We start from the raw sequence: 25,680 nt of genomic DNA on the forward strand, positions 1-25,680 counted from the left end.
TACTCTTCAAATTGGCTATGGGCGCGCTGTATGCGTTTGAATTGATGCCAGCAAGCTTCCCATTTGGAAGACGACGCTTTGTTTATCTAAACTTAAGGCGATGGCGCGCGCGGCAAGCCCGCTTGCAGCTTCCCAAGCAGCGACACCGTTGCTCGTCTGCGTGGCATCCAACTTCCGCGTATATTCTGCGATTAAGGACGGTGCACGGCGCAAGAAAGCCTCATAACGCGGTTGCGCAGCCTTTAATGCCAATTTGTCGGCTAAGTTGCTACGCAATGCATTGTCGCGGTCGCCCGTACGCACAATCGCCATCATGGCGTCTTCAATTTCCTTGAGGTCAAGGCCAAGAAAATCAAGTGCCTGCCCCGGTGTCCCGTTGCCCAAGCGGATAAGTGCTTGCATTTGATCCGCACTGACCTCTGGTGCTGCGCGCTGCAATATATGGGCCATGTCGGCGTCATCCAATGCCTCAAACCGCAGAATCTGACAGCGCGAACGAATGGTCGGTAGCAACCGATCACTGGCATGGCTGATGAGAAAGAAGAATGTACCAACCGGCGGCTCTTCCAACGACTTGAGCAAGGCGTTGGCCCCGCCGCGTTCCAAGTCGTCCGCAGAGTCGATGATGATCGCGCGCCGATTGCTTAAACCCGGGCGGGTGGTCAGCGATTGCTGAAGCCCACGAATTTGATCGACGGTAATGCTGCGTTTGAATTCGGTGGCGTCATCGATGACTTCATCTTCCTTCAACGGCTCTTTCGGTAGCCGCTTCACCGATAAGATATCGGGATGCGACCCGCGCGCAATCATGCTCGCATATGCATTTTCTGGATCAACCAGCATGGCCGCCGCCCGCAAGGCAAAGGCAGATTTCCCGATTCCCCTCGGCCCAGACAATATCCAGCCATGGTGGATTTTTCCGCTATCACACGCAGTCGCGAACTGCCGCCAAGCCTTATCATGTCCGACATAATCGTTCATGCAGGTTCCAACAGATCGCTAATTTCGGTTAGTAACCGCGCCGTTACCGCATCTGCCGTACCCGACGCATCGACAAGGCGCACGCGCGGTTCTCGTTCGGCAAAGCTTACAAAAGCCATATCGACGTCCGAATGGAAAATCTCTGTGCGGCCCTGAATACGGTCAGGCTGGTTCTGGTCGCGTGCCGCCGCGCGGCTTACGGCTTCCTTGGTGTCCAACCTTAAAATTAAGGTCCGGTCGGGTAACATCCCCCGGCTGCCGATCTGATGCAATGTCATGATATCGTTATCGGATAGGCCAGACCCCCCACCTTGATAGGCGCGACTACTGTCGATAAACCGGTCTGAAATTACCCACTTTCCGCTGGCCAAGGCTGGTTCGATGAGCCGTTCAACATGGTCGCTACGCGCGGCCGCAAACAGCAAAGCCTCAGCGCGCGGCATCCACCGTTCTGCGCTTCCACCAAGCACCAACTGCCTAATGGTTTCTGCGCCCTCGGTGCCACCGGGTTCCCGCGTTAATAATACTTCAAATCCCTTTTGTGTAATGAATGCAGCGAGTGCCGCAATTTGCGTCGACTTGCCAACCCCCTCGCCGCCTTCAATGGATATAAAACGGCCGCGCACGGTCACAGGCGCACCCATATTGGTTGGATAATCGCAGTATCAGGCATAAAATATCTGTTCCGTCGTCACATAACGCGAATGGCAAGGCCATTTGCTCTCGCCATCCGATAGGCGAATTCAATAGCCGCGTATAGCGGCCCGCAGGCGCCATTCCAAAACCTAATTGCTTATTTCATCCGCTAACAATCCGACCGAAAGAGCGTAGAAATTCGAACAGTTATAATCAAGTATCACCCGGTAATTCCCGCCGAGAAGATAGGCCGTGTTTCCAGCGCCATCAGGCTCAATCAAGGTCGCCATCATATTGTCATTTGGCCAAAATCCCCGCTGCGGCGATATTCCCAATTGCCGCCATTCGGCGATTGTGCGCCATTGGCTGTGCCGCGCATAAACGCGTGGGCATCTTGGCGATGTCATCCGCGACCTTATGATGCCACGATTAAATGTCTCAGGCACATTGACGGCAAATCCCCAATCTTCGCCACGTCGCCACCCGGCATTGACGAAATAATTGGCGATGGAGGTCATGGCGTCCACTTCGCTGCGCCAAATATCGGCATAGCCATCACCATCGCCATCACGGGCAAGCCGCAAATATACCGAAGGCAAAAATTGTGGTTTACCAAGTGCCCCTGCCCAGCTTCCGGTGATGGCATATTGCGGAACGCCTTTGTCGATCATTTTGAGCGCGGCGATCAACTCACCTTCAAACAAGGCGCGGCGGCGTCCTTCATAAGCCAAAGAGGCCAAGGCTTCAGGGGCGTTGAAATTGCCCATGACGGATCCATAATTGGTTTCGTGCCCGTAAATGGCAATCATGATTTCTTCAGGTACGCCCGTCTCATCCTCGATCCGCTTAAGTAACGGGCGAAGCTCCGTATATTTGGCCCGGCCACGACTGATACGCGATGCGTCTACATGACGAGCTTTATATGGCGCGAAATTGGGCACTGGCGCGCTAGACGGACCTTCTGGTTGCCGCCGGTCAAGCATAACTACGCGGTCATTATAACTTATCGACGGCAGCACGCGGTCGAGCGTAGCTGGTGTCACGCCTTCTTGCAGCGCACGTTGCCGCACTTGTGCCAAATAGGAGCGGAAACCGCTTTCTTGCGCGGCAGAATTTTCCGTAGCGCCTGTTCCAACATCCTGTGCCATGCACGTCGCGCCCAGTACTGAAGCACTTACGCAAAAGGCCATCGTCATCACAATTTTTCGGTAAATGCGCACACGGTTCCCTTATGTTTGATTGAGACATTGTGCCACAAGCGACCACAACTGTGAATTGTTTTGGTCCCGAAAGGAAAGCATTTCATCGCTCGCTTTGGTGCAGTCGCATATCATCTACGCTTGCCATCGCAAAGCGCACTGGCTAGGGGACGCTTCGTAAGCGGACAGGTGGCCGAGTGGTTTAAGGCAACGGTCTTGAAAACCGTCGTGGGTGGAAGCTCACCGTGGGTTCGAATCCCACCCTGTCCGCCAAGTTTTATTCTGCGCGAGACTTATTTCTCCGGTGTTAATTTCGCGCCGCTTTCAACATTCTCGTTAAAGCTTGTGACAATCGAGTCGACCAGCATTTGGATCTCTTCGGCTGCAAATTTCTCCGCTTCGGCCTGGCTTGAACCATAAGACCGCTCGGACTTCACCAATATCGCCTTATAGGCCGCGCGTTCTGTCGGGCATGCCTCATCGGATATTTTGATGAATGCGTTTGGCGCGGATTTTTCGGCGACAGCCACATTGTGGACTTCAATCATGCAGTTGTTGAATGCCTTGCGTGCGTTGTCCATGGGATCGCCTTTCATGGCGGCCATGCTGAGCATTGCTGTTGCGATGATAGTGATCATGTTTCAATATCCCTCATGTTCATTCCCGGACGGTTCTGCGGCCGCTCATACTGCAGTTTACACAAGCGTCATGGCGCAATCAATGCGCTATAACAGATTGATCTAGGCGCGTTCACCGAACGATTTTGCCGCCCTTTACAACGGCATCTACAGACTCCAACTCCCGCACGTTAGCTAAAGGATCGCCATCGACAGCGATGATATCGGCAAAGCGACCAACCGCGATCGCGCCAACATCCTTTTCGCGGCCAAGCGCTTGGGCGGCGTTGCGCGTTGCGGCTTGAATAGCCTCAATCGGTGTCATGCCATATTCAACCATGACCTTGAACTGACCGCCCACAAGACCGTGCGGCATCACGCCCGCATCCGAGGCAAAAACCATCTTCACGCCAGCTTTATGCGCTTTGCGGAAATTGTCGCGCTGGATCTGCGCTACTTCGCGGTCCTTGCGCAGGTTGTCCTCCAATACGCCGTTTTTCGCGCCCTCGGACTGCGTATAGTCGGTGTTGAAGATGTCCATCGAGAACCATACGGGCCGTGCGCGCGCGGCGGCAAGCTTTATGCCCTCATCGTCGACAAGGCTTGCATGTTCAATCGTGTCGATGCCCGCTTTGATTGCTGCCTTTATGCCGTCACCGCCATGGGCATGGGCCGCAACGCGCAGACCCCATTGGTGCGCCTCTTCGGCTATCACACGTAACTCGCGTTCGGAAAGTTGCTGCTGACCCGGCTCGGTATTGCGCGAAAACACGCCGCCCGTGGCGCAGACCTTGATGACTTCAGCGCCATATTTACGCTGGCGCCGGACTTCGTAACGCAATTCGTCCTCGCTATCGGCAATGCCTTCTTCCTTGGACGTCCCTTCAAGACTGGGCGGAAGGAATGTCGAGTCACAATGCCCGCCAGTTGCGCCGATGGAATAGCCAGCCGGCACGATACGCGGACCTATGGCATAGCCGTTTTCAATCGCCTGCTTCAGGCCGATGTCATTCCGGTTTTCCGCCCCGACATTGCGCACAGTCGTAAAACCTGCCTTGAGCATGGCCTGCGCGGCACCAACGGCCGACATGCCCCAGAAGCTGTCGGTAAATTCAAGGCCTCGATAGCCACCAATATCGGCAGGACTGTCAAGATGTACATGCATGTCAATGAGGCCAGGCAAGATGGTTTTGCCGGTCATGTTGATATGCGTGACGTCGCTACCCCACTTTACGGTGCGGGCATCGGCAATGCTGGTAATCCGGCCATCCGCTCCGACAAAAACAGCTGGAAAATCGACTGTTTTACCGGTCAAAACATCGACCATCTTGTCGGCGGTAATCACTGTGGTCTGCGCTTGGGCCGTCGAAGACAAAATAAAGACGCCAGAAAACGCCAAGACCCGCAAATTCTTCAGCAGATTCTCACTAAATGACATACCCGAATTCCCTAGATAATTTTGTTACCGGAAAGATGGCAAAAAATCGAGGTGTAGGACAGCAAAAACATCGCCGACAGAATTTTAAGGCTTAAGTCCTAAGCGCCTTTGCGGTGCTGTTCGGTGCGCCCCATTCACATATGCAGCATCTTGCCATAAGCGCCGAGCACGCTCTCGTGCATCATCTCGCTTAAGGTTGGGTGCGGGAAAACGGTATGCATGAAATCGGCCTCTACCAACTCGGCGGTTTTGCCGATGGTATAGCCCTGGATCAGCTCGGTGACTTCCGCGCCCACCATATGCGCGCCCAGCAATTCGCCGGTCTTCGCATCAAACACAGTTTTGACGAAGCCTTCTGCCTCACCCAAAGCGATTGCCTTGCCATTGCCTAAGAAGGGGAAATTCCCGACTTTAACGTCATAGCCTGCTTCTTTTGCCTTGGCCTCCGTCAAGCCGACACTCGCGACCTGCGGGTGGCAATATGTGCAGCCCGGTATGTTGCGTGGGTCCATCGCATGTGGGTGTCCACCCGCGATGGTTTCCGCTGCGATCACGCCCTCATGGCTTGCCTTATGCGCCAACCATGGCGGGGCGGTGATGTCGCCAATCGCCCATAGGCCAGGTACATTGGTGCGGCAGTTCGCATCGGTTTTCAGAAACCCTCGGTCCATCTCCACGCCAAGCGCCTCCAGCCCAATATTTTCGGTATTGGGGACAATACCGATGGCGACGATGCAATGGGTGAATTCGGATGCAACGACTTTGCCGTCTTTGCCCTTGATCGAAGCTGACACGCCGGTCGCGCTGGCCTTCAGGCTTTCAACCCCTGCCCCGGTCATGATCTTCATGCCCTGTTTCGTTAGCGCTTTTTCCAAGAAAGTAGAAACATCGGCGTCCTCGACCGGCACGATGCGATCCAGCATCTCAACGACCGTCACTTCGGCGCCCATGTCATTGTAGAAACTAGCAAATTCGATGCCAATCGCGCCGGAACCAATGACGAGCAGCTTTTTCGGCATTTCGGTCGGCACCATTGCGTGGCGATAGGTCCAGATCCGTTTTCCATCGGCAGGCGCAAAGGGCAAATCCCGCGCGCGCGCGCCGGTGGCGAGGATGATGTTCTTCGCTGTCAGCTCTTCGGTCTTGCCGTCCTTGGTGACCGAAAGTCTATTGGCCGCGAGCAGCTTGCCATCGCCCATATGGACGGTAATTTTGTTCTTCTTCATCAGATGCGTGACGCCCTGATTCAACTGCTTGGCCACACCGCGCGATCGTTTTACCACAGCGTCAATATCGGCGCTGATATTGGCGGCGGTTAGACCATAATCGCCCGCATGCTGCATATAATGATAAATTTCGGCCGAGCGCAGCAAAGCCTTGGTCGGGATACAACCCCAGTTGAGGCAAATGCCACCAAGATTTTCACGCTCAACAATCGCGACTTTCAAGCCGAGTTGTGCGGCGCGAATGGCGGCAACATAACCACCGGGGCCGGAGCCAAGGATGATGAGGTCGTAGTTAGACATTACTCAGTTTCCAATTAGTGTTAAAGTCGCAGCTATAGCAAAGGTACTCACGGCTGAAATGCACAGCATCCTTAGAAACATTTCAGTTTTTGAGTTAAGTCCACCAATATTGACCGAGAGCTCAATGTCGTCCATTGTGTGCACCGATATGCTTCTTGCATAATCGGAAAGTAGGTTTGCTTTGATGAAACCATTTCGTTCAAAATGCTCTATCACCAAATCCCAGTTTTCGTTTTCAGCCTGAAAGTCTTTAATTCTGCACCCGTCGGATTCCGTGATACCAAAATATCCAAAATTTTTTTCAGTGGGCTTTGCTGGTGCTTCAAACTTTATCGTGAATTTCCGAAGTGTAACGCCAGATGCATTTCGGATTTCTATTGGAGAGTTTATTAATTCACCGAATGAGTGAGCCTGCCACTGAAACTTTAGGTCCTGGTGCGGAGTAACTAAGGAAATAGGTTTATCCAACATTATCTTAACTGTTTTCTTTTTTCTTTCGTACCATTGATCTAACAAAGGCTTGAGGAAGGCGCCAAGTATTACACCAAAGACGGTTGCCGCCACTGGTATAACGACAAACCAGCTTGGTTGACTGCTCAAGCCACCAACCCCAAAGGCTTCTCCACCAGTTCCTTGAAGACTTTCATAAACATCGCGCCATCTGCGCCGTCGATGGCGCGGTGGTCGAAGGAGCCTGTGACACTCATGACCGTGGCGATGGCGAGGGCATCATCTACTATATAGGGGCGCTTTTCCCCTGCCCCAACCGCTAGGATCATCGCTTGTGGTGGGTTGATGACGGCGTCGAATTGCTTGATGCCCATCATGCCCATGTTGGAGATCGACGCAGTGCCGCCTTGGTATTCATGTGGCTTCAACTTGCCGTCCTTGGCACGCGCCGCAAGCTCGGCCACTTCGGTCGAGATTTTGGACAGCGATTTGTTCGCGGCGTCGGTGACGATGGGCGTAATCAATCCAGTCGGCACGGATACCGCGACGCTGATATCTGCGCGGCTATATTGCAGCATATTGTCGCCGGCAAAACTGACATTGCACGCAGGAACTTGTATCAAAGTCAGCGCTAGCGCCTTAATCAGCATGTCATTAACCGACAGCTTGATGCCGCGGCTTTCAAGGCTGGCGTTCAATTCGCCACGCAATTTCAATAAGGCATCAAGGCGAACATCTACCGTTAGATAAATATGCGGCACTTGCTGCTTGCTCTCGGTCAGGCGGCGCGCGATGGTTTTGCGCATATTGCTGAGCTTGACGACCTCATGTGGAATATCGGTGTCAATTGCAGTGGGTTTTACGACAGGCGCTTCTGTTCGAAGGCTGGCATTCGGAGCGGTAGCCGCAACAGTTCCGCCAGAGAGCGCTTCCACATCAGCCTTCACGATACGACCATTGGGGCCTGTGCCAGCGACAGCTGTCAGATCAAGCCCCTTGTTGTTGGCAATACGTTTGGCAAGTGGGCTGGCTATCACGCGGTCATTGTTTTGCGATGGCGCAGGAGTTGCTGCGGCCGCCTGTGAACGAGGTGCTGCCGCGGTCGGTTCCACCGCTTGCGTGGTTGGAGCCACCTTCTCCGCTGCCACAGGCGGAACGGATTGAACCGGCGCAACAGCAGAGGGCGCTGCGTCCTCATCCTCACCCTGAATCATCGCGATAACCGCGCCGACCTTCACGCCGTCTGTTCCCTCGGCAACCAATATTTGGGTCACGATACCCTCATCAACGGCTTCGAACTCCATTGTCGCCTTATCGGTCTCAATTTCGGCCAACAAATCGCCGGAAGACACTTTGTCGCCTTCCTTGACCAACCAACGGGCTAATGTGCCTTCTTCCATCGTGGGCGAAAGGGCGGGCATTTTGAGTTCTATGGGCATCGGGTACTGGCCTTTTATAGACGTCGTTAAACGACTCCGAATAGCCAAGCTTTCCCAAGCGTCAAGCGTGATGAGGTTGCCAATCCCGCAAAATTCGCGCAGGCTATACGAATTCATGAAATGCTGTGGGCATACTATGCCCCGGGGGAAACTATGCGCACATATCTTGTGGTTATCGACGAAACCGAAGAAGCACGGCTTGCCTTGCGGTTTGCATCGCGCCGCGCTGCCAAAACGGCTGGCACAGTGCATATCCTTGCGCTTGTGGAGCAGGCGGATTTTGTCGCTTGGGGTGGCGTTCAAGCGACGATGGAGGCAGAGGCGCGCGACCGTGCGGAGCAGCTTGTAACCGCTGCCGCAGGTTCAATCTTCGACGAAATGGGCGTTCGTCCTGCTATTACCGTTAAACCTGGCGAGGCCATTGATGTTGTAAAAGCCATGTTGGAGGAACATCCCGGTATCGCCGCACTCGTGCTGGGCGCCGCCGCCCAAGGTGCGCCTGGTCCATTGATCAGCTACTTTACGGGCGTAAATGCAGGGACACTGCCCTGCCCCGTCATGGTTATTCCAGGATCTCTCAGCGACGCTCAATTGGATGAATTGAGTTAGCTTTAGCGCCTTTTTCCCTGATGCCGGATGTTCCCGGGCCTGCCCCTCTTTCCTGCGTCATATTTGCCCGCCTTGGGCTTGCCCTTATGCTTGAAACGGTCGGGGGCGTAGCTTCCGCCCTCAGGCAATTCAAAGCGCAGCGACCCTGAAATCGGGTTCGCCTCTGCCAAGCGTAGTTCAAGGCACATGCCCGGCCGATATTCCTGCCGTGTTTTTTCGCCAATCAATGTCTGGCTGGCTTCGTCATAATGGAAATAATCCTTACCCAAGGTTGAGACAGGAACTAAGCCATCTCCGCCAACACCTTGTACAGTAGCGAAAAATCCAAAATTCTGCACACCGGTAATCCGCGCTTGAACGATTTGTCCGACTTGCGCGGACAGATAGGCGGCAATGTAACGGTCTGTTGTTTCCCGCTCCGCTTCCATCGCGCGTCGTTCGGTGCGGCTGATGGCTTCTGCAGTGACGGCGAGCTTCGTAATCGCAGCCTCGGTCAAGCCCGTTATAGGCTCAACATCCTTTATTTTTGGCTTGGGCATCTCAAGCCCATAAGCACTTACCAATGCGCGATGCACGATAAGGTCCGCATAACGGCGGATTGGTGAGGTGAAATGGGCATAGCTACCCAATGACAAGCCGAAGTGCCCAACATTATTGGGGCCATAATAAGCCTGTGTCTGGCTGCGCAACACCGCTTCCATGATTTGCGGCCGCACTTCTTCATCGATGATTTTTTCGAGGATATTGTTGAATGTCTCAGGCTTGACCACCTGACCAAGCGCGAATTCGATATCAAAAGTCTTCAGATATTCTTTCAGTGCCACCAGCTTTTCACGGCTTGGCGGTTCATGCGCGCGGTAAATCAACGAGGATTTCTTTGCCTCCAGCGCCTTGGCTGCGGCGACATTCGCGGCAATCATAAAATCTTCGACCAAACGATGTGCTTCTAGCTGCTCACGCTCGGCGACTCCTGTGACGCGACCTTGATCGTCGAGCGTAATGCGCTTTTCCCGTAGATTGAGTTCCAGCGGCCCGCGCTTGTTCCGTGCCTTAGAAAGCAATCTCCAGCACGCCCAAAGCGGTTTGAGCGCTATTTCCAGCAACGGATTTTCCATCTGCCCATCAATAGCGGCCTGTGCATCCGGATAAGGGATATTGGCCGCAATTCGCGCAATTGCGCGCGTGAAGCGCCATGACGTAACTTGCCCAGTCTTGCTGATGGCAAGGTGGCAGGCGATCACCGCGCGATCCTCCCCTGCTCGCAGCGAACATTTGTCTGAAGACAGCGCGTGCGGTAGCATTGGCACGACGAGGTCGGGAAAATAGACACTGTTTCCGCGCTTCGACGCTTCATGGTCTAATGCGCTGCCTGGACGGACATAATAGCTCACATCGGCAATTGCGACGATGGCATCAAAGCCACCGGTATCAGTATTTGCGGTTGCCCAGATGGCGTCATCAAAGTCCCGCGCGTCGCGTGGATCGATGGCTATGATAGGTAAGTGGCGCAGGTCTTCACGATGGTCGTCTGTGACCGGTAATTCTCTTACGTGCTCCGCCTCACGTTCGGCGGCTTCGGGCATTTCGAATGGTATGCCAAACTTGTGAATGGCGATCAGGCTGAAGCTTTTAGGCGCAAATGGATCGCCCAACACTTGCGTGACCCGAGCCGATTTCTTGTATGCGTTGCCCGTCAATTCGGCGAGTACCAGTTCCCCGGCCTTCGCATTGCCAACGTCACCAATTTGCGTATCAAACCGCGCTTTCTTGTCGACGGATTTCAGCCAGAAACGGCCATTTTCACCGCCTTCGACCACACCCAAAATTTGCTCGCTGCCCTTAGCCAGCTTTTTCATGACGTGCGCGACGTGGCCGTTGCCACGCTCTTCGGTGCGCGCCAATATGCGGTCACTTATGCCCAAGGCGCCACGCTTGCCTTTGGCTTCTATCACCCGAATTTTGGGTAATGGAATGCCTTCAGCCTCCCAATGTTCCGGTACAGCGACCGTGTTATCGCCATCAATCGCAACAATCTTAAGCACCGTAACCTTCGGTACGCCGCCCATTTTGTGAAAGGCACGGCCCGGGGCCATGTCAATCAGCCCTTCGTCGGTCATGTCTTTCAACAATGCTTTTAGGGCAATCTTCTCATTACCCCGCAAGCCAAATTCCCGCGCAATTTCCCTTTTACCCGCAGGGTCCTTGGATATTTTGATAAATTCAAGGATCTGATCTCGGGTTGGGAGGCCTTCAAATTGCGCATATTTGGTCATGCTCTAATAAGTCCGCCCGATTAGTATTCGTTCGACAGCCGGATCACCTGTAAAAAAGCATGGGCCGTTGGCGGGTGCGGCGTCGATGGGGCTGTTGCGCATCGTGATTTTCAAGGCTTTGAGTTGTCCCACGATGGCGTCGAGGGCCGCGCCCGTTGGACGCGACCATTGCACCTCAACCCAGCCGGCAAAGCCTGCTTCATCGCCTGCGAAATGCTGAGCAAGGTCCGTGATGTTGCGGTGAATATTGGCCTCTAGCCGTGCTTTTGCTTCGGTATAAAGATTGCTCTGGATATCCGCCAGCAACGTAGGCGCAGATGCCACAAATTCGGTGCGCGGGGTGAAGGCGGTCGCAAGCTTGCCGTCATCCTTATACAGGCTATCGCGGCGTATGACCGCGGCCTTGCCCTCATTCATGTCGCGTGGCCCCACCTCAACAATGATCGGCGCGCCTTTTTTGACCCAGGCCCAGCGTTTGTTCGACGCCTTTGTCGCTTTGGTATCCAATAACACGCGCAAAGGTTCGCCAAAGACGTTGAGCGCGAGTAATTCCGCCCGCAAGCTGCGGCAATATGCCAATACAGCCTCGTCTTCGTCATTATCACGCAGCATAGGTATGATGACAATTTGATGCGGAGCAATTTGCGGCGGGCAGCGCAGGCCATCATCATCGCCATGCGTCATGATAACGCCGCCAATCATGCGCGTGGAAACGCCCCAGCTTGTGGTATGTGCGAATTGCTGATTGCCGTCTTTATCTTGATATTTAATGCCTGAAGCTTCAGCAAAGCCAGTGCCCAGATAATGTGAAGTTCCTGCTTGTAGTGCTTTTCCGTCCTGCATCATCGCTTCGATACTGTAGGTTGCTACCGCGCCAGGGAAGCGTTCATTTTCTGGCTTTTCACCCGCAACGACGGGCATAGCCAACGGACCTTCGGCAAAGGCGCGGTACATTTCCAGCGCGCGCATCGTTTCCTGCATCGCGTCTGCACGGTCAACATGGGCGGTATGCCCTTCCTGCCACAAAAACTCGCTGGTTCGCAGGAACATGCGCGTCCGCATTTCCCAACGAACGACGTTTGCCCATTGATTGACCATCAAGGGCAAATCGCGCCAGCTTTGTACCCAGCGGCTCATCGCTGCGCCAATCACCGTTTCCGACGTAGGGCGCACGACAAGAGGTTCCTCAAGCTTCGATCCTGGATCCGGTATCAGCTTACCATTGCCATCACTGACAAGACGGTGATGCGTGACAACTGCCATTTCTTTGGCAAAGCCTTCGACATGGTCGGCCTCCTTTTCAAAGAAGGATAAGGGAATGAACAATGGGAAATAGCAGTTTTCAACGCCGGCGGCCTTAATCTCTGCATCCATAAGCTTCTGAATGCGTTCCCACATGCCATAGCCCCATGGCCGGATGACCATGCATCCACGCACACCGGATTCTTCGGCCAAATCGGCCTCTGAAATAACTTCTTGATACCAGCCAGCGAAATTCTGCGCGCGGGTGACGCTTAGAGCATGTTTTATCAAAATCTTACCTGTTTTCTTTGAGGGAATTATGAGGCGCGGTCAGCGGCCATTTTGTCAATCTGCGCCTGTAGCGCCGCTATCTGTTGTTTCAGCTCGGCAACGGTTTCATCGCGTTCCGGCTTTTTGCCTGATAGGTTACCCAAATTGGGCATCAAGGCTTCCCGCGCAGAACGCATGAACTCGATATTCTGCTTTGCCAAATGGCCAAAAGGACCCGAGGTGATCGCGGTTTCAATCACTTCTTGAACTTGCCGTTGGTTTTTGCGGAAATTGTCCATCGACGTTTCCAAAAACTGCGGCACCATGCCTTGCATGGAATCTCCATACATTGCGATCAATTGCTTAAGGAAGCCAACCGGCAACATTTGCTGCCCGCTATTCTCCTCATCCATAATAATCTGCGTAAGCACGCCATGGGTAATATCTTCATTCGATTTTGCGTCAACGACCTTGAAATCAATGTCCTTGCGCGTGAGTTCGGCCAGGAAATCGAGCGTAATATATTTCGAAGACTGCGTATTATACAGCCTGCGGTTCGCATATTTTTTGATGATGATTGGGCCATCACCATTTTTGTTGGCCGTACGTGCCATCGTTGGTCCTTCCGGAAAAGTTGCACCCCGATAGCATCAAGCCATAGTGCACTGCAACATTGGTGAGGGGATAGGTATTCTGCCTGTAGAGATTGAGCAAACTATTCATTGCCGATCCTTATCTCACCCCGCTGTTTTAGTGCCTTCATGAATTTTTGATTAACCACTGTTGCAATGTTGCAACAATTCAAAAAGAAATGCAGCCATTCATATTCCAGTGGTTGCACTTCCAGCCCGCCTCAGTTTACCATATTTTACTTTATGATTAATACATAAAGATTAAGTTACTTAACTGTTTTGCAAGCGGGCGCTGGGCCTGAAAATTGTTCACGAAATTTAGCTGGGGAGCTACAATGAAAAAATCACGTCTCTTTGTCGCAGCGTCATTTGGCAGTCTTGCCATGGTCATTGCATCGCCATCTTTTGCCCAGACTGCACCTGCGCCTCAGGAACCTGAAGAAGAGGTCAGCGTAAATACTAATCCTGCGCCTCAGGAACCTGATGAAGAGGTCAGCGTAAATACTAATCCTGCGCCTCAGGAACCTGATGAAGAGGTCAGCGTAAATACTAATGAAGAGGTTGAGGATACATCCAGCGCTATCGTTGTTACTGGGTCTCGCATCCGTCGCGACACATTCAGCACCATCGAGCCAATTACAGTTGTTACCGCTGAAGAAATTACGCAGGGCGGTTTCAATAGCGCCGCCGACGTGTTGCAAAGCCAAGTCGTGACTGCCGGCGCTGGGCAAATCAATAACTTTTATGGCGGCTTCGTTACCGCTGGAGGTACTGGTGCAAACACGCTGGGTCTTCGCAACCTTGGTCCCGCACGTACGCTCGTTCTGCTGAACGGCCGCCGATTGGCACCTGCCGGTACGCGAGGCAACGTGCTTGCTGCTGACCTTAACGTACTTCCGACGGCAATTGTTGAACGCATTGAAGTTCTCAAGGCTGGCGCATCATCAATTTATGGTTCTGACGCTGTCGCAGGTGTTGTAAACATCATGACTGACAAGAAGGTTCGTGGCGTTACTCTCGATGCGCAAATCAATATCCCTGAAGTGGGTGCCGGAGTCGATCGCCGGATTGCTACAACTTTTGGTTTTGGTGATGACCGACTAAATGTGCTTGGTTCATTTGAGTATCGTAAGCGTAATGCTTTGCGTCTTAAGGACCGTGACTTCACAAGCTGCCCTATACCAGGGTACAAGCTTGACGCTGCCTCGCCTTTGGGCTCAGACGATCCATACCCACTAGGTGATCCGCGTAACTGCTTCACGCTCGACAATGGTGGCGTAACAATTAATACACTCGGCCTTCCTAACCGCTCTGCAATTGGGCGCACGAGTGGAACGGCGGCTACTTTTAACCGCTTTGTTCCATCTGCGAGTGCTGGCGGCGGTACACCAGGATATCTTGGTGTAGGCCTCTATGACCGCGATACTTTTGATCCTGCAATGCAAGAAGAAGAGTTGATCACTCCAGTTGAAAATTACACTGGGTTTCTTGCTGGAACTTACCAAACCGATATGCTGGGTAATGCAGAAATTTACGGTGAGGTGCTCGCCACTCGTCGTAAATCTTCATCTCTTTTATATCGCCAAGTATCTTTGGACTATTTGAGAGGTAGCCCACTTTTACCAGTTGAATTTCGTTCAGGCACGTTCCTCGCTGCCAATAACGTCTCAAGCGGGCAACCAGTTGCTGCGCGCGCCTTTGTGGGTTTTGGTCTGACCGACTCCGCCCAAGAAGTTGACTATGCGCGTTTTGGTACAGGTATCCGTGGTGATTTTGCATTCGATGGCTGGCGTTATGACGCTTATGTCGGAAAATCTTGGACAGATGGTACTTACGAGATTGAGTCTTTCTTAATCGACAGAATGGCGAATGCGATGAACGTTGTGGAATCATCCACTGGTGTCCTGAGCTGTGCGAGCGCCGCTTCTAACGTAAATTGCGTTCCAGGACCTCGTCTTACTGCGGATGTTATTGGCGGTAAATTGCCCCAAGCGTTTCGTGATTACATTCTGGTAAATACCATCGGTAACACTAAGTTTCGTGAAACGACTGCAAGCTTTAACGTAGATGGTCCACTGTTTGCATTACCAGGTGGTGACGTTCAATTGGCCTTGGGCGCAGAATATCGCAAACAGCGCATTGATGACACGCCTGATGCAAACTCGATCAGCGGTAACCTTCTTGGTCTTACTGCGGGTACTCCAACACGTGGCACTGATAATGTGAAGGAAGTGTTCGGCGAAGTATTCGTGCCTATAATGTCCGATCGTCCATTCTTCCAAAATTTGAGCTTGAATGCCTCCGGTCGTTATACTGATTATGCGTCATATGGCAGCGACACCACATATAAGGTTGCTGGCGAATGGGAGTTCTTTAAAGGCGTCGGCATTCGAGGAAGCTACGGCACGTCGTATCGTGCACCTGCACTTTCAGAACAATTCTTGGGCGCGACTAGTGGTTTTAGCAGTGGCGGTAGTGATCCTTGCGATTCAGACAACTTTCCACGCGCTAATGGCCAGCCAAACCCAAGTGCTTATTCTGCTGCTCAACAACAGCGTGCTGCCAATTGCCAGTCAATCGGTATTGATACTAACACCTTCCAGCAGAACTCGAGTATTACTCTGTTCCAACGTGGAGGAGCAGAAACTGGTCTGTCAGCGGAAACGTCGCGTAACTGGTCGGTAGGTGCTGTAGTGCAGCCGCGCATCTCAAATTCCACAACGTTGGGACTTGCGGTAGATTATTTTGATATCAAGGTTTCTAACGGTGTTTCTTCGATTTCAGGTTCGAGCATCCTGTCTCGTTGCTACAGCGACGTCGACTTCAACCCAGCGGAAGGTTTTTGTAAGTTTGTAAAACGCGACGCCAACCAGATTTTGACTGTTACGAGTGGTTACGTGAACCTCTCCCTAGACGTCGTAAAGGGTTATGAGTTTACTGGTCGCTTTTCGACAAATCTGCTTGGTGGTCGATTTACTTTTAATGCTAACATGACAAAATACACAGAACAGTCTGACAAGACTTTCCCCGAAGAGATTTTGCTTGATAATAATGGGACTTTGAATGTTCCTGATTTGCTCGGTAATTTTGACGCCACTTATAGCACAGGCCCTGTGTCTTTCCGCTATGGTGTATCATGGTTTGACGGCAGTAGCGGTACCGCCAAGTACAATCAAACAAGCCGTACTACTGGATTAGTCAACCAAGCCAATGTTGATATCTTGAACGAAGGCTATCAACTCGAAGTGCCAGATTATTATCAGCATAGTGCTTCGGTTCAGCTAAATATCACTGATAAATTCCAGATGACACTTGGTGTACGTAATCTCCTCGATAAGGATCCTCCAAAGGTCTCTGCATATTACACCGTCATCGGTAACGCCCCGCTATATTCAGGTTATGATTACACGGGTCGTCAGTGGTTTTTGAACACGAACTTCAAGTTCTAAAATAAACTTAAGACACAAATTAAAGAAAAGGGCGCCCATGAGGCGCCCTTTTTTGTTGGTTTAACTAACGGTCAGCAGCGCTATAAAATCAGGCCGCTCCAGAATATCAACTCCAGCTACGCTCGAACCTTGACCCTAAATTTGTCAGTAGCTCATATTGCGAAAGCTCCGTCAGCGCGGCGGCAGCTACAAGGTCATATTCTATGTCTACCCAATCACCTTCGCGTAAATCAGGTGATGCATTTAGGTTCAGCGTCACAAGGTCCATCGACACGCGACCGATAACGGGCAATGCAAGCCCATCTGTCCACGCCCTGCCCTTACTCGAAAACGCGCGCATATATCCATCAGCATAGCCGATCGATATTGTGCCCACGCGGGTTTCTTCCGGGCAGGCATAGGTTGCATTGTAACCGACCATTGCACCTGCTGGTAAGTCGCGCACTTGTAGAAGCCGTGCCGATATTCGAACAACTGGCTTAATCCATTTTTCCATGCCAGCGCGGGCAATGCCGCCATAGAGGCTGATCCCAGGACGTGTCAGATCAAAATGATAGTCGTCCCCCAACATAATTCCTGCGCTATTGCACAAGCTAAACCGCTGTGCGGTCACTGTGGAAACAGCTTGAATAAATGCATGAAGCTGTGCTCTGTTTTGTGCAACATCGGTATCCGCCGATGCCAAATGCGACATCAATAGATCAACATCCATGCCATCAAGTACGCCGTCAGCTAAATGCTGTGGCGCTAGGCCCAAGCGGTTAATGCCGCTGTCGAACATGACATGGCATCGTCCGCCGCCTGCGTTGCGCCAGTGGCTAAGCTGTTCTGGCGTATTCAGCACTGGCGTTGCCCCCAACGCCCGCGCCGCTGCGATATCTGATGGCGCAATACCATTCAGCACAGATATCGAATGGGGCGGTAACAAATCGGCAATGGCTTCTGCTTCGCGCCAATGTGCCACGAAAAAGTCACGGCAGCCTGCATCACGCAATCGCGTAACAACTTCACGCGCACCCAAGCCATAAGCATTGGCCTTTACCGCCGCCCCTGCCCGCGCCGCGCCGCTGCACGCATCTAGCGCACGCCAGTTGGCGACGAGCGCATCTCGGTCAAGATGTAGGCGCAATGGGGCTTCAAAATCAGTCATCGACTGCCTTTTGTCCCTGCTGCTCGCTCTGTCAATCCAGCTCCGTTTTTCCGGATGTTTCGGGCAACCAAATCAACGCTACGATGAATGCCATGGCGGTAATCGCCACGGTATACCAAAGTCCCGAAAAGGGCTGTCCGGTTTGTGCGACGATATATTGGGAAATATACGGCAGAAAGCCGCCAAAATAGCCTGTGCCTATGTGATAGGGTATGGACATCGATGTATAGCGGATTTTGGCGGGGAACAATTCCACAAGGATAGCGGCAACTTGCCCGTAGGTCATGCCTGACAAGGCCACCATCAGGAAGACCGCTAAGATGATTTTCCAAGGTTCGCGCTGCGCTGGGTCTGATTTGTCGGGATAACCCGCCTTCTCTAGCGCTGCGATATAGGCTTTTTCATCGAAACCCTGAAGCTTTGTATCCCCGACGTTCAAAGACACAGTGTCGCTGGTTTGTTTGCTATAGGCTATGCCGCGTTTCGTCAGGAAATTCAGCGCTTGCGCACATTCGCTTTCGTGCACGCGGTTAAGTGCGTTAAAATCACATTCCGGCATAGACAAGGTAACAGGATTGCTCTGTGTCGCGCGTGCCAAAGCGGGGTTCGCGGCATCCGCCATCATCCAAAAAATCGGGAACACACCGATGATGGAAAGGCCATAGCCAAGCAATAGAAGTCTTTTGCGGCCCCATTTATCCGACAGCCATCCGCACGCAACATAAGTGGGGGCTGCCAATGCTGCGCCAACCGCCATGTACAAAAGTGCGTCGGTCTCTGGAACGCGCGCAGTTCCAGTGAGAAAGTATAATGTGCCGAATTGGGACGTATAATAAATAACGGTCAATCCAGCTGCGACGCCGAATAATGCAACAAAGATACGCCCCACATTGCCCGGATATTGGAAGCTTTCCAGAAACGGATTTTTGGACGTTGTCCCTGCGGCCTTCATAGCCTTGAAAACAGGGCTTTCCGACAGTTTGACGCGCATATAGAGCGAAATCGCGAGCAGCAAAATTGAGGTCAAGAACGGCACACGCCAGCCCCATGCCTCAAACGCTTCGTTGCTCATGGACTGGCGCGTGATCAGTACGACAATGACAGCGAGCAGAAATCCGCCCGCGACGGACGCTTGGATCCAGCTGGTATATTGGCCGCGTTTACCGTCTGGTGCATGTTCGGCCACATAAATGGCTGCCCCGCCATATTCACCGCCAAGCGCCAAGCCCTGCAGACAGCGCATAAGTAAAAGCAAGCCCGCGGCCCATAATCCTGCGGTTTCAAAGGTTGGCAACAATCCAATCGCTGCTGTTGCAACACCCATCAACGTTATGGTAACAAGAAACGTATATTTGCGGCCGATCTTGTCCCCAAAATATCCGAACAAAATTGCGCCAAATGGGCGCACACCAAAGCCCGCACCAAAAATTGCAAGCGATGCCAAGGTTGCTGCAGTCGGGTTATCTGCGGGGAAAAATAGCTTTCCGATTAACGCAGCCAAAATGCCGTAAACGAAAAAGTCATACCATTCGAAAACCGTACCCAGCGATGATGCTGTAATAACAAGGCGATCACGTTTGGGATCAAGTACGACTTCGGTTTCGGCAGCACTGGCCATGACATTCCCCTAATAACCCTCTGTGCATGTTTTAATGCCAATGTTGGCACTTTCAAGCGGGTTCATTCCATTTCAAGGATCACAGCATCAACGGCCAGACTGTCTCCAGCCTTCGCATTTACCAATTTGACCGTTCCGGATTTTTCCGCGCGCAAAATGTTTTCCATTTTCATCGCCTCTACCACCGCAAGTGGTTGACCAGATTCAACCTTGTCGCCGACATTGACATGCAAAGTCGTGAGTAGGCCCGGCATTGGACAAATAAGGAATTTGGACAGGTCTGGCGGGATTTTCTCAATCATGTGCGTTGCAAGATGCGCGATGTGACCGGGTAGAACGCGGGCAAAATAGGTTGCGCCGCGTGTCGTTAGATGAAATCCCGTGCGTGCTTTGTTGATTTTAACCGCGAGCTCTTCTTCCCCGATTTCCGCTTCAATCAAGCGATCACCAGGGTCATATTCCATCGACAGGTCGAAAGGCGCACCATCAACATGCATGTCGCCATCAACCATTTCGATGTCATGCACCGCATCGCCAATGGTCACCTGCCAGCGTGCTGGCGGCTCCAGCGTATCCCCCAATTGACCATCGACATTCCGCGCGCGGTCGGCTTCTGCTGTCGCCACAAAGCCAGCGATTGCCGCGAGCGATTTGATCAGTTCAGCATTTGCAGGTGCGCCCTGAAAACCGTCAGGATATACTTCCGCGATAAACCCTGTTGTGAGTTCACCCGAACGGAAACGGGGATGCTGCATGATGGCACTCACGAAATCGATATTGTGGCCAAGCCCTTCAATTTCGAAGCGGTCGAGCGCCGCAATTTGCAGGTCGGCAGCTTCGTCGCGGGTTTCTCCCCATGTTATCAGCTTAGCAATCATGGGGTCGTAGAACATCGAAACTTCGCCACCATCCATGACGCCATCATCGACACGAACGCCATCAACGCCGCGTATATCCCCTGCCCAGCCCGCCACTGGCGGATGATAGCGCGTCAATCGTCCCGTGCTCGGCAAAAATCCGCGATAGGGATCTTCGGCATAGACGCGGTTTTCAATCGACCAACCATCGATTTTGATATCGTCTTGCGTCATCGCAAGCTTCTCACCGGCGGCTACGCGGATCATCTGTTCAACCAGGTCAATGCCCGTGATGCATTCCGTAACAGGATGTTCGACCTGCAACCGCGTGTTCATTTCAAGGAAGTAGAAGCTCTCACCGCTTGGGTCCGCGCCGGATACGATAAGTTCCACTGTTCCTGCAGAATAATAGCCCACCGCACGGGACAAGGCCACGCATTGCTCGCCCATTGCTTTGCGCATTTTGGGCGTAACGAAGGGCGAAGGCGCTTCTTCGACAACCTTTTGATGCCGCCGCTGGATCGAACATTCGCGTTCGTTCAAATAGAGGATATTGCCGTGCTGATCGCCCAATATCTGAATTTCGATATGGCGCGGGTTGAGAATGAATTTCTCGATAAACAAGCGGTCATCCCCGAATGAGTTCAGCCCCTCCCGCTTGGTCGCTTCAAAGCCTTCGCGAACGTCCTGCTCATTATACGCAAGCCGCATCCCCTTGCCGCCGCCGCCTGCGCTGGCCTTCATCATGACGGGGTAGCCGATTTCTTCCGAAATCCGCACCGCATGTTCGGTATCGTCAATCTCACCCACAAAGCCAGGGACAACATTGACCCCTGCCGACATTGCCAGTTTCTTGGATTCAATCTTGTCACCCATCGCGGCAATTGCGTTCACGGGTGGGCCGATAAAGGCGATATTTTCCTTGGCCAATGCTTCGGCAAAGCTGGTGCGTTCGGACAGAAAACCATAGCCCGGATGTACGGCCTCTGCGCCTGTTTGCTTGCACGCGGCGATGATCTTCTCAGCAATCAAATAAGACTGCGCAGCCGGTGAAGGCCCGATATGCACAGCCTCGTCTGCCATCTGCACAAAGGGCGCACGTGCGTCGGCATCGGAATAGACCGCGACAGTGGCAATCCCCATGCGGCGTGCGGTTTTGATGATCCGGCAAGCAATCTCGCCACGGTTGGCGATCAGGATTTTTTTGAACATTAAGGAATGACCCCTTCAACAATCATAATGCGGGATACGGCATTTTTATGCCTGATATCGGCGATAGGGCGATATTCGTCTGACATCAAAAATGCTTGAGCTGCAGACATATTTGCAAATGCAATGATAACCAATCGGCCTTTGGGGGTTTCGCCTTCAAAAGATGCCGTTTGCCCGCCACGAACAATATATTCTCCGCCATATTGGGCGACAATTGGAACGACTGCCGACGTATATTTTTCGTACGCCGCGGAATCCGTTACTTCAACTTCGGCAAGAAGATAAGCCTTTGGCACCGGCAACGGGCGCGCGTTTTCGGAATCCGTCTGTGAAACAGCGCTGTCCTGACAAGTTGTTTTCAACATGATATCGCCAAAATCACTCTGCCGCCTCCAGCGCCTTGCACGCGCGTAAGGGCTCCTGTGCATCCATTGGGCGCAGACCCAACTTTGCTAGCATCGCTGCGTCTTTGTCGTCGCCTGCATTGGCCGCGGTGAGCAATTTGTCACCGGTAAAGATACTGTTTGCACCAGCCATGAAGCATAAAGCCTGCGTTGCCTCGGACATGCTTTCACGCCCCGCGCTTAACCGTACCATACTCATTGGCATGGTGATACGCGCCACGGCGATTGTGCGGACAAATTCGATATCGTCGATCTTCGCCAGTGGCGTATCGGCGAGCATATCACCGAGCACAGTGCCCTTCACAGGCACCAAGGCGTTAACCGGTACGCTTTCGGGATGCTGTGGCAAGGTCGCGAGCGTATGAATGAAGCCCACCCGGTCAGCGCGTGTCTCGCCCATGCCGACTATGCCACCGCTACACACGTTAATGCCCGCACGACGGACTTCGGCCAGCGTGTCGAGCCGATCCTCCATCGTGCGTGTGGTAATGATCTCATTATACCGCTCTGGTGAGGTATCGATATTATGGTTGTAATAATCCAAGCCAGCGTCGGCGAGCATGTCTGCTTGGCTGGGTGTCAACATACCCAAGGTCATGCAGGTTTCCATGCCCATGGCACGCACACCCTGAACGATTTGCACAATCGCAGGCATATCGCGATCCTTGGGGTTCCGCCACGCCGCGCCCATGCAGAAGCGGCGTGAGCCAGCGTCTGCGGCTTCAGCCGCCTTTTGCAACACGGCTTGGGCATCCATCAACTTCGTTGCTGCAACGCCGCTGTCGGCCTTCACGGATTGCGAGCAATAGCCGCAATCTTCTGGGCAACCGCCGGTTTTGATGCTCAGCAATGTGCATAGCTGTATCTGTCCCGCCGCATGATGCGCACGGTGCACGGTCTGCGCCTGATACACCAATTCGTCGAACGGCAGGTCAAACAAAGCCGCGATTTCTGCACGGCTCCAGTCGGTGCGTACTGTCACGATGCATCTCCTAAAGGCGGCATATTGTGCCCCAATAACGTCAAAACATCTGCAGCACACTCAACAACATTGCTGCCGGGGCCGTAAATGCCCTGCACCCCTGCCTCACGCAGAAAATCATAATCCTGGGGTGGAATAACACCGCCGGCAATCACCTTAATGTCGCCGCGTCCTGCCGCGCGCAAACCTTTTACCAATTCGGGTATGAGGGTTTTGTGCCCTGCGGCAAGGCTGGATGCGCCAACGGCATCAACATCATGTTGAAGCGCCAGAACAACGGTTTCTTCTGGCGTTTGGAATAATGGACCGCTGATAACGTCAAAGCCCATGTCGGAAAAAGCCGACGCAATGACATTTGCACCGCGATCATGCCCGTCTTGCCCCATTTTCGCGACCAACAGCTTGGGCTTGCGACCCAATCGGCGCTCCACTGAAGCCACGCCATCCAGAACTTGTGCCCAACGTTTGTCAAATTCATGCGCGCTGCCGTAAATGCCTTGAACGGGCACAGGCGTTGTTGCGTAACGACCGAATACAGCCTCCATCGCGTCTGAAATCTCGCCCAAAGTTGCGCGGGCGCGGGCCGCCTCGACAGCGAGTGCCAAGAGATTGGCATTGCCTTTTGCGCCTTCGGTCAGTGCCACCAGCGCCGCCTGACACGCGGCCTCATCACGGGCGGCGCGCGTGGCCGCAAGGCGAGCAATTTGGCCCTGACGCACGAAGTCATTGTCGACTTCCAACGTATCGAGCTGGTCTTCTGTGGCGAGCTTATATTTGTTGACGCCGACGATAACGTCTTCGCCTTTATCGACACGTGCCTGCCGCGCGGCGGCTGCTTCCTCGATAAGGCGCTTTGGCATGCCGGATGCAACGGCCTTGGTCATGCCGCCAAGCGCGTCAACTTCGCCGATGATTTTCCATGCTTGGTCGACCAATTCCGCGGTCAGTGCCTCGACATAATAAGACCCGCCAAGCGGATCGACGACTTTGGTGATGCCGCTTTCTTCGGCCAACACAATCTGTGTGTTGCGCGCAATGCGCGCCGAAAAGTCGGTCGGTAGCGCAATCGCCTCATCGAGCGCGTTGGTGTGCAACGACTGCGTCCCACCTAAGGTCGCGGCCATCGCTTCAATCGTTGTGCGGATGACGTTGTTATACGGATCCTGCTCCTGCAACGACACACCCGATGTCTGGCAATGCGTACGTAGCATTTTGGAGCGTTCATCTTTTGCGCCGAGTTCGTCCATGACACGGTGCCACAATGTCCGCGCCGCGCGAAGCTTTGACACTTCCATGAAAAAATTCATGCCAATACCAAAGAAGAAGGACAACCGCCCCGCAAAGGCGTCAATGTCTAAGCCCGAGGCGATAGCGCGCTGCACATATTCCTTGCCATCGGCAATGGTGAAGGCAAGTTCCTGTACCGCGGTCGCGCCAGCCTCATGCATATGATAGCCGGAAATGGAGATGCTGTTAAACTTGGGCATGTGCGCGCTGGTATATGCGATAATGTCCGATACAATCCGCATCGATGGTTCTGGCGGATATATATAGGTGTTGCGGACCATGAACTCTTTGAGGATGTCGTTCTGGATTGTCCCTTCGAGTTGCGCTTGGTCGACGCCTTGTTCTTCGCCAGCCACAATAAAAAACGCTAAGATGGGGATGACCGCGCCGTTCATGGTCATTGACACGGACATTTGATCGAGCGGAATGCCGTCGAACAAGATTTTCATATCCTCGACGCTATCAATCGCAACACCAGCCTTGCCAACATCGCCGACAACGCGCGGATGGTCGCTGTCATAGCCCCTGTGCGTGGCGAGATCGAAAGCGACCGAAAGGCCCTTTTGCCCAGCGGCCAAATTACGACGGTAAAATGCATTGGATTCCTCAGCGGTTGAGAAGCCTGCATATTGGCGGATCGTCCAGGGGCGGCCTGCATACATGGATGCTCGCACACCGCGCGTAAATGGCGCAAAACCGGGAAGGCCAGGATCGCCAGCATCTTGCGCGGTATAGAGCGGCTTCACAGCGATGCCCTCTGGCGTATTCCAGGTCAGGTCCCTGCCCTTGACCTCTTTGTCAGCCGCTTTTTTCCACTGGTCGATATTCGTCATAAAACTTCCATTCGCTAATCCGTCACCCTAAACGCGTTTCTGGGTCCATTTTGCCACTCACTTCGTTGTTTAGAGTAGCGTGATAGATGCTGCCACAAGTTCAGCATGACGATTGGGGGCAATGCGCGATCAGTGCGCTCCTACACCCACCTCCATAATTTCGGTCAAAACACCTTGCATATCCTTGGGATGCACAAAGAATATCAGCGTCCCATGCGCGCCAATGCGTGGCTCGCCAAGCACGCGTTTGCCCATCGTCTCAAATTCGGCCTTTGCCGCATGGATATCGGGCACTTCGTAACAGACATGATGCTGCCCACCCGCCGGATTTTTCTCCAGAAAGGCTGCTATGGATGCATTGCCGGGCAGCGGTTCGATCAGTTCAATTTGCGTGCCATTCAGCGCGCCATCCGCGGCGGGCGTATCAACAAAGCAGACCTTCACCCCCTGATCAGGCAGGTCGAACGGTTCATGAATTTTCGTCGCGCCCATAACGTCGCGGTAAAAAACGATGCTGTCCGCTATGGATGGCGTTGCAACGCCGATATGGTTCAGACGGCCGAGTTTCATATTAGA

At 53.1% G+C, this 25,680-nt stretch carries 20 protein-coding genes and 1 tRNA gene; 3 read left to right on the forward strand and 18 right to left on the reverse strand.

Translation table 11 applies throughout. From position 1 onward, the window contains the following. Nucleotides 1–15: 15 nt before the first annotated feature. From D7D48_RS04705 to D7D48_RS04715, 3 genes are all read right to left on the reverse strand, one after another. A complete protein-coding gene (locus D7D48_RS04705; protein WP_125230190.1) occupies nt 16–981 on the reverse strand; it encodes a DNA polymerase III subunit delta' in 966 nt (321 codons plus the stop codon). After that, nucleotides 978–1,625 carry a dTMP kinase gene (gene tmk / locus D7D48_RS04710; protein ID WP_125230191.1) on the reverse strand — a complete coding sequence of 216 codons (648 nt, stop codon included), beginning with the start codon at nt 1,623–1,625 and terminating at the stop codon, nt 978–980. Before tmk ends, D7D48_RS04705 begins: the two co-directional genes overlap by 4 nt. A gap of 141 nt (nt 1,626–1,766) precedes the next feature. After that, nucleotides 1,767–2,765 (reverse strand): lytic murein transglycosylase, encoded by a 999-nt coding sequence (locus D7D48_RS04715; protein ID WP_185739782.1) that lies wholly within the window; start codon nt 2,763–2,765, stop codon nt 1,767–1,769. 234 nt (nt 2,766–2,999) lie between these two features. Between D7D48_RS04715 and D7D48_RS04720 the strand changes: the two genes are divergently transcribed. After that, nucleotides 3,000–3,089, forward strand: a tRNA-Ser gene (locus D7D48_RS04720). 20 nt (nt 3,090–3,109) lie between these two features. Here D7D48_RS04720 and D7D48_RS04725 read toward each other — a convergent pair. The 5 genes from D7D48_RS04725 to D7D48_RS04745 form a co-directional block, all read right to left on the reverse strand. Continuing rightward, nucleotides 3,110–3,454, reverse strand: a complete 345-nt coding sequence (locus D7D48_RS04725) for a hypothetical protein (protein WP_125230192.1) — start codon at nt 3,452–3,454, stop codon at nt 3,110–3,112. Nucleotides 3,455–3,566: 112 nt separating this feature from the next. Further along, nucleotides 3,567–4,871 carry a Xaa-Pro dipeptidase gene (locus tag D7D48_RS04730; RefSeq protein ID WP_125230193.1) on the reverse strand — a complete coding sequence of 435 codons (1,305 nt, stop codon included), beginning with the start codon at nt 4,869–4,871 and terminating at the stop codon, nt 3,567–3,569. 134 nt (nt 4,872–5,005) lie between these two features. Then, a complete protein-coding gene (gene lpdA, locus D7D48_RS04735) occupies nt 5,006–6,397 on the reverse strand; it encodes a dihydrolipoyl dehydrogenase (protein WP_125230194.1) in 1,392 nt (463 codons plus the stop codon). A 3-nt stretch (nt 6,398–6,400) separates the two neighbouring features. Beyond that, nucleotides 6,401–6,997, reverse strand: coding sequence for a hypothetical protein (locus D7D48_RS04740; RefSeq protein ID WP_185739783.1), 597 nt, complete (start codon nt 6,995–6,997; stop codon nt 6,401–6,403). Continuing rightward, entirely contained in the window at nt 6,994–8,286 is a 1,293-nt protein-coding gene (locus D7D48_RS04745) for a pyruvate dehydrogenase complex dihydrolipoamide acetyltransferase (protein ID WP_125230196.1), read from the reverse strand. The genes D7D48_RS04740 and D7D48_RS04745 overlap by 4 nt, the downstream gene beginning before the upstream one ends. 153 nt (nt 8,287–8,439) lie before the next feature. Between D7D48_RS04745 and D7D48_RS04750 the strand changes: the two genes are divergently transcribed. After that, complete coding sequence (locus tag D7D48_RS04750; protein WP_125230197.1) at nt 8,440–8,895, forward strand: universal stress protein; 456 nt, start codon at nt 8,440–8,442, stop codon at nt 8,893–8,895. A 2-nt stretch (nt 8,896–8,897) separates the two neighbouring features. Here the strand turns inward: D7D48_RS04750 and rnr are convergent, their stop codons facing one another. From rnr to phaR, 3 genes are read right to left on the reverse strand one after another with little or no spacing between them, the layout of a single operon-like run. After that, nucleotides 8,898–11,168 (reverse strand): ribonuclease R, encoded by a 2,271-nt coding sequence (rnr, locus tag D7D48_RS04755; RefSeq protein ID WP_125230198.1) that lies wholly within the window; start codon nt 11,166–11,168, stop codon nt 8,898–8,900. A gap of 3 nt (nt 11,169–11,171) precedes the next feature. Beyond that, nucleotides 11,172–12,701 carry a proline--tRNA ligase gene (gene proS / locus D7D48_RS04760; RefSeq protein WP_125230199.1) on the reverse strand — a complete coding sequence of 510 codons (1,530 nt, stop codon included), beginning with the start codon at nt 12,699–12,701 and terminating at the stop codon, nt 11,172–11,174. A gap of 26 nt (nt 12,702–12,727) precedes the next feature. Continuing rightward, nucleotides 12,728–13,294: a polyhydroxyalkanoate synthesis repressor PhaR gene (gene phaR / locus D7D48_RS04765; RefSeq protein WP_125230200.1), complete on the reverse strand. Its 567-nt coding sequence runs from the start codon at nt 13,292–13,294 to the stop codon at nt 12,728–12,730. 353 nt (nt 13,295–13,647) lie between these two features. Here phaR and D7D48_RS04770 point away from each other — a divergent pair, with 353 nt between their 5' ends. Next, entirely contained in the window at nt 13,648–16,761 is a 3,114-nt protein-coding gene (locus D7D48_RS04770; RefSeq protein ID WP_125230201.1) for a TonB-dependent receptor domain-containing protein, read from the forward strand. Between the two features lie 106 nt (nt 16,762–16,867). Here D7D48_RS04770 and alr read toward each other — a convergent pair whose 3' ends face one another. From alr to mce, 7 genes are all read right to left on the reverse strand, one after another. After that, complete coding sequence (alr, locus tag D7D48_RS04775; RefSeq protein ID WP_125230202.1) at nt 16,868–17,911, reverse strand: alanine racemase; 1,044 nt, start codon at nt 17,909–17,911, stop codon at nt 16,868–16,870. A gap of 31 nt (nt 17,912–17,942) precedes the next feature. After that, nucleotides 17,943–19,529: an MFS transporter gene (locus tag D7D48_RS04780; protein WP_125230203.1), complete on the reverse strand. Its 1,587-nt coding sequence runs from the start codon at nt 19,527–19,529 to the stop codon at nt 17,943–17,945. A 62-nt stretch (nt 19,530–19,591) separates the two neighbouring features. Further along, nucleotides 19,592–21,598, reverse strand: coding sequence for an acetyl-CoA carboxylase biotin carboxylase subunit (locus tag D7D48_RS04785; protein WP_125230204.1), 2,007 nt, complete (start codon nt 21,596–21,598; stop codon nt 19,592–19,594). After that, nucleotides 21,598–21,963, reverse strand: a complete 366-nt coding sequence (locus D7D48_RS04790; RefSeq protein ID WP_221738620.1) for a DUF1330 domain-containing protein — start codon at nt 21,961–21,963, stop codon at nt 21,598–21,600. The genes D7D48_RS04785 and D7D48_RS04790 overlap by 1 nt, the downstream gene beginning before the upstream one ends. 13 nt (nt 21,964–21,976) lie before the next feature. Continuing rightward, on the reverse strand, nt 21,977–22,987 hold the full coding sequence (gene bioB, locus D7D48_RS04795; protein WP_185739814.1) for a biotin synthase BioB: 1,011 nt from the start codon (nt 22,985–22,987) through the stop codon (nt 21,977–21,979). Then, nucleotides 22,981–25,104, reverse strand: a complete 2,124-nt coding sequence (gene scpA, locus D7D48_RS04800; RefSeq protein ID WP_125230205.1) for a methylmalonyl-CoA mutase — start codon at nt 25,102–25,104, stop codon at nt 22,981–22,983. Before scpA ends, bioB begins: the two co-directional genes overlap by 7 nt. A 129-nt stretch (nt 25,105–25,233) precedes the next feature. Further along, nucleotides 25,234–25,674, reverse strand: a complete 441-nt coding sequence (mce, locus tag D7D48_RS04805) for a methylmalonyl-CoA epimerase (RefSeq protein WP_125230206.1) — start codon at nt 25,672–25,674, stop codon at nt 25,234–25,236. Nucleotides 25,675–25,680 lie beyond the last annotated feature (6 nt).

The organism is Sphingorhabdus wooponensis, from assembly GCF_003933235.1.
GTDB classification, from domain to species: Bacteria; Pseudomonadota; Alphaproteobacteria; order Sphingomonadales; family Sphingomonadaceae; genus Sphingorhabdus_B; species Sphingorhabdus_B wooponensis.

Bases quoted from the DNA above. Each gene is read 5' to 3' on its own strand.
- D7D48_RS04790 (WP_221738620.1), bottom strand. From the start codon at position 21,963: ATGTTGAAAACAACTTGTCAGGACAGCGCTGTTTCACAGACGGATTCC.
- scpA (WP_125230205.1), bottom strand. From the start codon at position 25,104: ATGACGAATATCGACCAGTGGAAAAAAGCGGCTGACAAAGAGGTCAAG.
- D7D48_RS04780 (WP_125230203.1), bottom strand. From the start codon at position 19,529: ATGGCCAGTGCTGCCGAAACCGAAGTCGTACTTGATCCCAAACGTGAT.
- rnr (WP_125230198.1), bottom strand. From the start codon at position 11,168: ATGACCAAATATGCGCAATTTGAAGGCCTCCCAACCCGAGATCAGATC.
- D7D48_RS04730 (WP_125230193.1), bottom strand. From the start codon at position 4,871: ATGTCATTTAGTGAGAATCTGCTGAAGAATTTGCGGGTCTTGGCGTTT.
- tmk (WP_125230191.1), bottom strand. From the start codon at position 1,625: ATGGGTGCGCCTGTGACCGTGCGCGGCCGTTTTATATCCATTGAAGGC.
- D7D48_RS04750 (WP_125230197.1), top strand. From the start codon at position 8,440: ATGCGCACATATCTTGTGGTTATCGACGAAACCGAAGAAGCACGGCTT.
- lpdA (WP_125230194.1), bottom strand. From the start codon at position 6,397: ATGTCTAACTACGACCTCATCATCCTTGGCTCCGGCCCCGGTGGTTAT.
- D7D48_RS04785 (WP_125230204.1), bottom strand. From the start codon at position 21,598: ATGTTCAAAAAAATCCTGATCGCCAACCGTGGCGAGATTGCTTGCCGG.
- D7D48_RS04725 (WP_125230192.1), bottom strand. From the start codon at position 3,454: ATGATCACTATCATCGCAACAGCAATGCTCAGCATGGCCGCCATGAAA.
- D7D48_RS04770 (WP_125230201.1), top strand. From the start codon at position 13,648: ATGAAAAAATCACGTCTCTTTGTCGCAGCGTCATTTGGCAGTCTTGCC.
- D7D48_RS04745 (WP_125230196.1), bottom strand. From the start codon at position 8,286: ATGCCCATAGAACTCAAAATGCCCGCCCTTTCGCCCACGATGGAAGAA.
- D7D48_RS04705 (WP_125230190.1), bottom strand. From the start codon at position 981: ATGAACGATTATGTCGGACATGATAAGGCTTGGCGGCAGTTCGCGACT.
- mce (WP_125230206.1), bottom strand. From the start codon at position 25,674: ATGAAACTCGGCCGTCTGAACCATATCGGCGTTGCAACGCCATCCATA.
- D7D48_RS04715 (WP_185739782.1), bottom strand. From the start codon at position 2,765: ATGGCACAGGATGTTGGAACAGGCGCTACGGAAAATTCTGCCGCGCAA.
- alr (WP_125230202.1), bottom strand. From the start codon at position 17,911: ATGACTGATTTTGAAGCCCCATTGCGCCTACATCTTGACCGAGATGCG.
- phaR (WP_125230200.1), bottom strand. From the start codon at position 13,294: ATGGCACGTACGGCCAACAAAAATGGTGATGGCCCAATCATCATCAAA.